5 protein-coding genes and 1 tRNA gene are annotated in these 6279 nt (G+C 57.5%); 5 read left to right on the forward strand and 1 reads right to left on the reverse strand.

Translation table 11 applies throughout. The annotated features are described in order from the left end of the window. Positions 1-46: 46 nt before the first annotated feature. From U869_RS0128615 to U869_RS0128635, 5 genes are read left to right on the forward strand one after another with little or no spacing between them, the layout of a single operon-like run. Positions 47-991 (forward strand): ABC transporter permease, encoded by a 945-nt coding sequence (locus U869_RS0128615; RefSeq protein ID WP_025123044.1) that lies wholly within the window; start codon positions 47-49, stop codon positions 989-991. Then, the gene (locus tag U869_RS0128620) at positions 988-1875 is read left to right on the forward strand and encodes an ABC transporter permease (RefSeq protein ID WP_025123043.1); all 888 of its coding nucleotides are present in this window, start codon (positions 988-990) and stop codon (positions 1873-1875) included. Before U869_RS0128615 ends, U869_RS0128620 begins: the two co-directional genes overlap by 4 nt. Next, complete coding sequence (locus tag U869_RS0128625; RefSeq protein ID WP_025123042.1) at positions 1875-3518, forward strand: ABC transporter ATP-binding protein; 1644 nt, start codon at positions 1875-1877, stop codon at positions 3516-3518. Before U869_RS0128620 ends, U869_RS0128625 begins: the two co-directional genes overlap by 1 nt. After that, positions 3515-4561: a putative FMN-dependent luciferase-like monooxygenase gene (locus tag U869_RS0128630; protein ID WP_025123041.1), complete on the forward strand. Its 1047-nt coding sequence runs from the start codon at positions 3515-3517 to the stop codon at positions 4559-4561. Before U869_RS0128625 ends, U869_RS0128630 begins: the two co-directional genes overlap by 4 nt. After that, entirely contained in the window at positions 4558-5658 is a 1101-nt protein-coding gene (locus U869_RS0128635) for an alkylhydroperoxidase domain protein (protein ID WP_025123040.1), read from the forward strand. Before U869_RS0128630 ends, U869_RS0128635 begins: the two co-directional genes overlap by 4 nt. A gap of 52 nt (positions 5659-5710) precedes the next feature. Here U869_RS0128635 and U869_RS0128640 read toward each other — a convergent pair. After that, positions 5711-5786 (reverse strand) — tRNA-Asn (locus tag U869_RS0128640). Between the last annotated feature and the right edge of the window lie 493 nt (positions 5787-6279).

The raw sequence follows: 6279 nt of genomic DNA on the forward strand, positions 1-6279 counted from the left end.
GAGGGTTAGGGTGAGGGGCCATACCGCCATATTTGAGGAAACGAAGATGCTGAAATACCTGAGTGGCCGAAGCGGGCAGGCGATATTGGTGCTGTGGGCGGCATTCACCCTGTCATTTTTCTTGCTACAGGTGCTGCCCGGCGACGCGATCCTGATTAAATTCCAGAATCCGGATATGGGCCTTAGCCCGGCGCAGATTGCCGATATGCGCGCTGCCTACGGTGCCGATGTTCGCCTGTGGCAGCAATATCTACATACCTTGGGGAATTTCCTGCGGGGCGATCTAGGCTATTCGATCCAGAACGGCGTGCCGGTAACTGCCTTGCTGGCCGCCAACCTGCCCGCCACCTTGCAACTTGCGGTGCTGGGTTTTGCCTTGGCGTTGTTGTTGGCGCTGGCGATTGCCTTTGTCTCCAATCTGATCGGATTTGGTTGGTTGAGATCGGCTCTGCGATCGCTGCCAGCGCTGTTTGTGTCGGTCCCGACGTTCTGGCTCGGTATTGTCTTGATCCAGATCTTTTCTTTCCGCCTGAAGCTGGTGCCGATCATTAATCCGGGCGAGTGGGTTGGCCTGCTGTTGCCCATCGCCACCTTGGCGATCCCAATTTCTGCACCGTTGGCGCAAATCCTGATCCGCAGCATCGATAGCGTGCAGACGCAGCCGTTTGTGGCCGTGGCGCGTGCCAAAGGGGCCAGCCGCAGTGGGGTATTGTGGCGGCATGTGGCGCGTAACGCCATGCTGCCGGTACTGACCATTGCGGGCATGCTGTTTGGCGAACTGATCGCCGGGGCATTGATCACCGAAACTGTTTTTGGCCGCAGTGGCTTGGGGCAACTGACACAACAGGCGGTAGTCAATCAGGACGTCGCGGTGTTACAGGCGGTGGTCATGATCTCTGCTGCTGCCTTTGTCATCCTCAATCTGCTGGTCGATCTGTTGTTCCCTTTACTTGATCCCAGACTGAAAACCTATGCAGGAGCGACCCGATGAGCAGTATTCCGTTGGAAAAAGCCGTAATGCCGGAACGCGACCTGTCCGCTGGGGAGGCCGAGGGGAGCTTACCCACGGCCCGGCGCACCCGGCGACGCTACCCGGTTAGCCTATGGCTGGCCTGGGCCGTGTTGGCGATCGCAGTGCTATGGGCGTTCGCTCCAGAGCTATTTACCGCCTACAGCGGTACGGAAGGGATTGCAGGCGCGCAAAGACTGGCACCGGGTGGCGCACACTGGTTGGGCACCGATCCGCTGGGACGCGATCTGTATGCCCGGATCGTGTATGGCGCATCGCACACTTTATCTGCAGCGTTGGTTGCGGTGGCGCTGGGTTTGGTTGCAGGGACATTGCTGGGCGTGGTTGCCGGGGCCTTGGGTGGCGTGGTCGACGACGTGGTGATGCGTTTGGTTGATGTTCTGCTGTCGATCCCCGGGCTGCTGCTGTCATTGAGCGTGATCATCTTGTTGGGTTTCGGCACGGTGAATGCGGCGCTGGCAGTGGGGATCTCGTCGGTGGCCAACTTTGCGCGCCTGGCCCGTGCGGAAGTGCTGCGGGTGCGGCACAGCGACTACGTTGAAGCGGCCTACGGTAGCGGTGGACATTTTTGGGCCGTGCTATGGCGGCATATTCTGCCCAATTCGCTGGCTTCGGTGATCGCGTTCTCAGCCCTGCAGTTTGGCAATGCCATTCTGGCGATCGCCACCTTGAGCTTCCTGGGATATGGCACGCCGCCACCCACGCCGGAATGGGGTTTGCTGATTGCCGAAGGGCGGAACTACATCTCAACGGCCTGGTGGCTGACTACCTTCCCCGGCCTGATGGTGGTTGCCGTCGTGCTGGCTGCCAACCGAATCAGTCACTCATTAGGGAGCGCGCGCTGATGAACCTACAGACAACCGTTTCACCTGCGCCACTGCTGGAGTTGCAGAATGTCTCTATCGCTTACCGCCAAGGGAGCAGCAGCCAGCGGGTAGTACATAACGTTTCTTTTAGCATTCAGCCGGGGGAAGTTGTTGCTCTGGTTGGGGAGTCGGGGTCGGGTAAAACCACCACGGCACAGGCGATTATCGGCCTGCTGGCGGAAAATGGCCATCTGGAGCAGGGGGCGATCCGCCTCAATGGTACCGATATTGCCCACTGGTCTACCCGTCAGTTGGATGCGGTACGTGGTGCGCAGATCAGCCTGATCCCGCAAGACCCCGCCAGTTCGCTCAATCCGGTTAAAACCATCGGTGAGCAAGTCGCCGAGATCATCAATATTCATCAACGTTTACCGCGCAAACTAGTCCGGCAACGGGTGGTGGAGTTACTAGCCCGTGTGGGACTGACCCACCCGGAATTACGAGTGCGTCAGTATCCGCATGAGCTTTCTGGCGGCATGAAACAGCGGGTACTGATTGCTATCGCCATTGCATTGCGGCCCGCGCTGATTATTGCCGATGAACCGACCAGTGCGCTGGATGTAACGGTGCAAAAACGCATTCTCGATCTGAATGACGAACTGCGTCAGGAGTTTGGCACAGCGGTGCTGTTCGTCACTCACGACTTGGGCGTGGCGGCGGAACGGGCCGATCGGCTACTGGTGTTTCGTCAGGGCAGAGTGCAGGAACAAGGGGCAACGGCCGAGGTATTGCAGGCACCGGCGCATGAATATACGCGGCGTTTATTTGCCGATGTACCTTCGTTGGCCTTTGCCGCGCCGCCAACAATCGTCCGTCAGGCCGAACCGGCAATCGTCGTCAACCAACTGGTGAAGGATTTCCGCTTTGCTGGCCGAGGCGGGCAGGTGTTCCGGGCATTGGATCAGGTGTCATTCAGCGTGCAGCGTGGCACCACCCATGCGTTGGTCGGTGAGTCTGGCTCTGGAAAAACCACCTTGGCCCGTTGCTTGCTGGGCTTTCAACGGCCGGATGCCGGGCAAATCATTATCGATGGCGTTGATTTTACCCGGCTGAAGGGCGAGGCGCTGCGCCAGTTTCGGCGGCGTATCCAACTGGTGTACCAAAACCCTTTTGCTTCACTCGATCCGGCGCAAACCTTGTATCAGGCGATCGAAGAGCCGCTGCTCAACTTTGAGCCTGTTGCCAAAGCCGAACGCTATCGCCGAGTGCGGGAACTGTTTGAACGAGTCGCGCTGCCCGCCGAGCTATTGACGCGCAAGCCGCGTGAGCTTTCTGGTGGCCAGCGGCAACGGGTTGCCATCGCTCGGGCTCTGATATTACAACCGCGGGTGTTGGTATTAGATGAGGCCACTTCGGCGTTAGACGTGACCGTGCAGGCGCAGATCCTGCGTCTGCTGGAACAACTACAGCGTGAGTTGGGGCTGACCTACCTGTTCATTTCTCACGATCTGGCGACGGTGCGGCAAATCTCGCACAGCGTTTCGGTGTTGTGCCGTGGGCAACAGGTAGATACAGGCACTACCGCCGAGGTATTTGCCCTGCCGGGCAGTGACTATACCCGCCAATTGATTGCAGCCATCCCTGGCCGTGCGATGTACCAAACTTTTAAGGATGCCTCATGAGCGCTAAACGTCTTGGCTTTTTTACCCGCCTGCTGGATAACGGCAGTGCTCAGGAGCGTTACCGGCTGGCCACCGAACAGATCGTCCATGCCGAACATGCCGGTTTCGACACCGCTTGGGTGGCGCAGCACCATTTTCATCAGGATGAGGGGGGATTGCCCTCACCCCTGGTTTTTCTGGCTCAGGTCGCCGTGCACACCCGTCATATTCGTCTGGGCACCGGAGTGATCACCCTGCCAATGGAGTCTGCCGTGCGCGTAGCGGAAGATACGGCAGTGTTGGATTTGCTTTCCGGTGGCAGGCTGGAAGTGGGGCTGGCGGCGGGCGGGACTCCTTCTTCGTTTAGTGCCTTCGGCCTTGATGCCGAACGGCGCAATGCCGCGTTTAACGACAATTTGCGTACGCTGCTGGATGCCTGGGGCGGTGAAGCGCTCGGCAATGACACCAACCGTCTTTATCCGGCGGCCCCTCAACTGAAAAAACGCGTCTGGCAAGCCACTTTCTCGGTTGAAGGAGGGATCAGGGCGGGTAAGGCAGGGGATGGGTTAATGCTCTCGCGCACCCAACCCAGGCCGCTTGAGGCTCCCGATACGCCACTCGATGAGCTGCAAAATCCCATTATTGACGCCTATCTGGCCGCGCTGCCTGCAGGCATAGAGCCGCGCATCATGGGATCGCGCACCGCTTTTGTCACCGAAGATCAGAACCGTGCACGTGATTTTGCCGCCCAGGGGCTTAGCCGTGGGTTGGAGCGTTTACGTACCAGCGGACATCAGGTGCGAGATGAGTCCCTCGACGGTCTGATCCGCGCTTTTGACGTCCATCTCGGCACGCCGGACCAGGTGATCGCCTCGTTACAGCGGGATAGCGCGCTGGCCCGCGTCACCGATTTGGCATTTCAGGTGCACTCTATCGATCCGCCCCACGCCTATATTTTGCGCTCTATTGAACTGATCGCACGCGATGTCGCACCGGCCTTGGGCTGGCAGCGGCGCAATCCCACCACGCTGTCTTATTCACACCACGCTGAGGAACAGGTATGACCGACATCCAGGATCTATTGGCCAGATTGGCTGAAATCGCCCCAAACTCTCCTTTGGCGCAGGCCCGAGCGACGCGGCAGGCGGCCACCGAGGGGATTGAGGCCAGTTATCAGAGGTTGTTCGCGCCGCAGGATGCTGGAAGTTTTGGGATTGCGGAACGTCTGCTGTTGGCGCAACGCATCAGCGAATGGCACGGTGACCCGCAGTTGGTGGCGCATTATGCCCAATTGCAGCAGACTCAGCCCGCAGACGGTCCGCGTTTGCAGGCCGCTTTGGATCACGCCGAACGTCTGGTCTTCAAGCCTGCTGGGGCAGAGGCTAAACACTTACAGTCTCTGCAACAGGCGGGATGGTCGCTGGATGACATTGTCACACTTTCACAACTGATCGCCTTTGTCAGTTTCCAGAGCCGTCTGCTGTTCGGCTATCGATTGCTGGCCGGATTGCCGGTCGCGACCAGTACCCGAGCTCCTGTTCGTGCCTCCGCTTGGCGAACCGAGAGTCACACCGCCAGTGGCCGTCATGCTCCGCCAGCGTTCACCCGCCAAGAGTTGGGGTGGGAGCCCTGGATTGCGGCCAAGCCGCTGGAGGAGTTTGATGAACCGGGCAACGCCTTGCTGACCAAATTCGGCCACGCTGATTCCGACTATTTCCGCTTGCTGGCGCGCGATCATGCGGTGCTGGAACAGCGAACCATTGCGGATCGGGCTATTTTCTACACCGCTGGCGGCTTGGCCCGTCAGGATCGTGAGTTGGCGGCAGCGGTGGCCAGCAAGGTGAATGGCTGCATTTACTGTGCTTCGGTGCATGCACGTAAAGCGGCGCAATTATCCAAAAAGACAGCAGAGGTACAGCGCCTGCTGGATATCGCGCCTGGAGGGGTCTTGAGCGAGGGGCAGGGTGAGGATTGGCGTACGCAGATAGACTTTGCCGCAGCGCTTTCGGCCACGCCACCGCAGGCCACTACCGCTCAAGTTGCTGCGTTACGCGAACAAGGGCTTGGGGAGCTGGAACTGTTGGATCTGGTGCAGGCGACGGCCTTCTTTGCCTGGGCAAACCGCTTGATGCTTACGCTAGGCGAACCCTACGACGATTGAATGCCAGACAGCAAAAAGCCCGCTTAGTTGCCTAAGCGGGCTTTTCTAAATATGGCTCCTCTGACTGGACTCGAACCAGTGACATACGGATTAACAGTCCGCCGTTCTACCGACTGAACTACAGAGGAATCGTGTGAACGGGGCGAATAATAGCGGTGCCGATGGGGCTTGTAAAGCATGAAAGTGCACAAATGTTCTGTTTGTCGAGGTTGTGAGCAAATTGGCTTGTTTTCCAGCAGGTTGAACTTTATCACTGTCAGGCAGGCCGTTATCATTGCTGGTTGAGGGTTTTAGGTGAGTAAATGATGAATTTAGTGGAATGCCGATATTTTAAAGGGCTAGCCAAGAAAACTCCTAATCACTCGGTAAGAAAAATAAGACCATTTCCTAGGAAATTTCCTGTAAATAACATGATCTAATCCGAATAATTGGCCGCAGAGCCAGTTTAGACATTATTATCAAGCTCGACCTTTCTAAGATAATAACGACAAGGACTCAGAGAAATCTTGAAATCACCCCCGCTTGATAGAAGAATATCCGGGTCGGCGTGGTGAAAATCTCCAAAAAATTAGCTTTTAATAAAATAAATATCTATTTTTTGGTGCTGCCTCCAATTAGTAG

The sequence above is a fragment of the Serratia sp. H1w genome (genome assembly GCF_000633355.1).
In the GTDB taxonomy this organism is placed as follows: Bacteria; Pseudomonadota; Gammaproteobacteria; order Enterobacterales; family Enterobacteriaceae; genus Chania.

What these genes read in the sequence shown, in the direction of transcription:
- U869_RS0128620 (WP_025123043.1), top strand. Translation starts at nt 988, where the DNA reads ATGAGCAGTATTCCGTTGGAAAAAGCCGTAATGCCGGAACGCGACCTG.
- U869_RS0128635 (WP_025123040.1), top strand. Translation starts at nt 4,558, where the DNA reads ATGACCGACATCCAGGATCTATTGGCCAGATTGGCTGAAATCGCCCCA.
- U869_RS0128615 (WP_025123044.1), top strand. Translation starts at nt 47, where the DNA reads ATGCTGAAATACCTGAGTGGCCGAAGCGGGCAGGCGATATTGGTGCTG.
- U869_RS0128630 (WP_025123041.1), top strand. Translation starts at nt 3,515, where the DNA reads ATGAGCGCTAAACGTCTTGGCTTTTTTACCCGCCTGCTGGATAACGGC.
- U869_RS0128625 (WP_025123042.1), top strand. Translation starts at nt 1,875, where the DNA reads ATGAACCTACAGACAACCGTTTCACCTGCGCCACTGCTGGAGTTGCAG.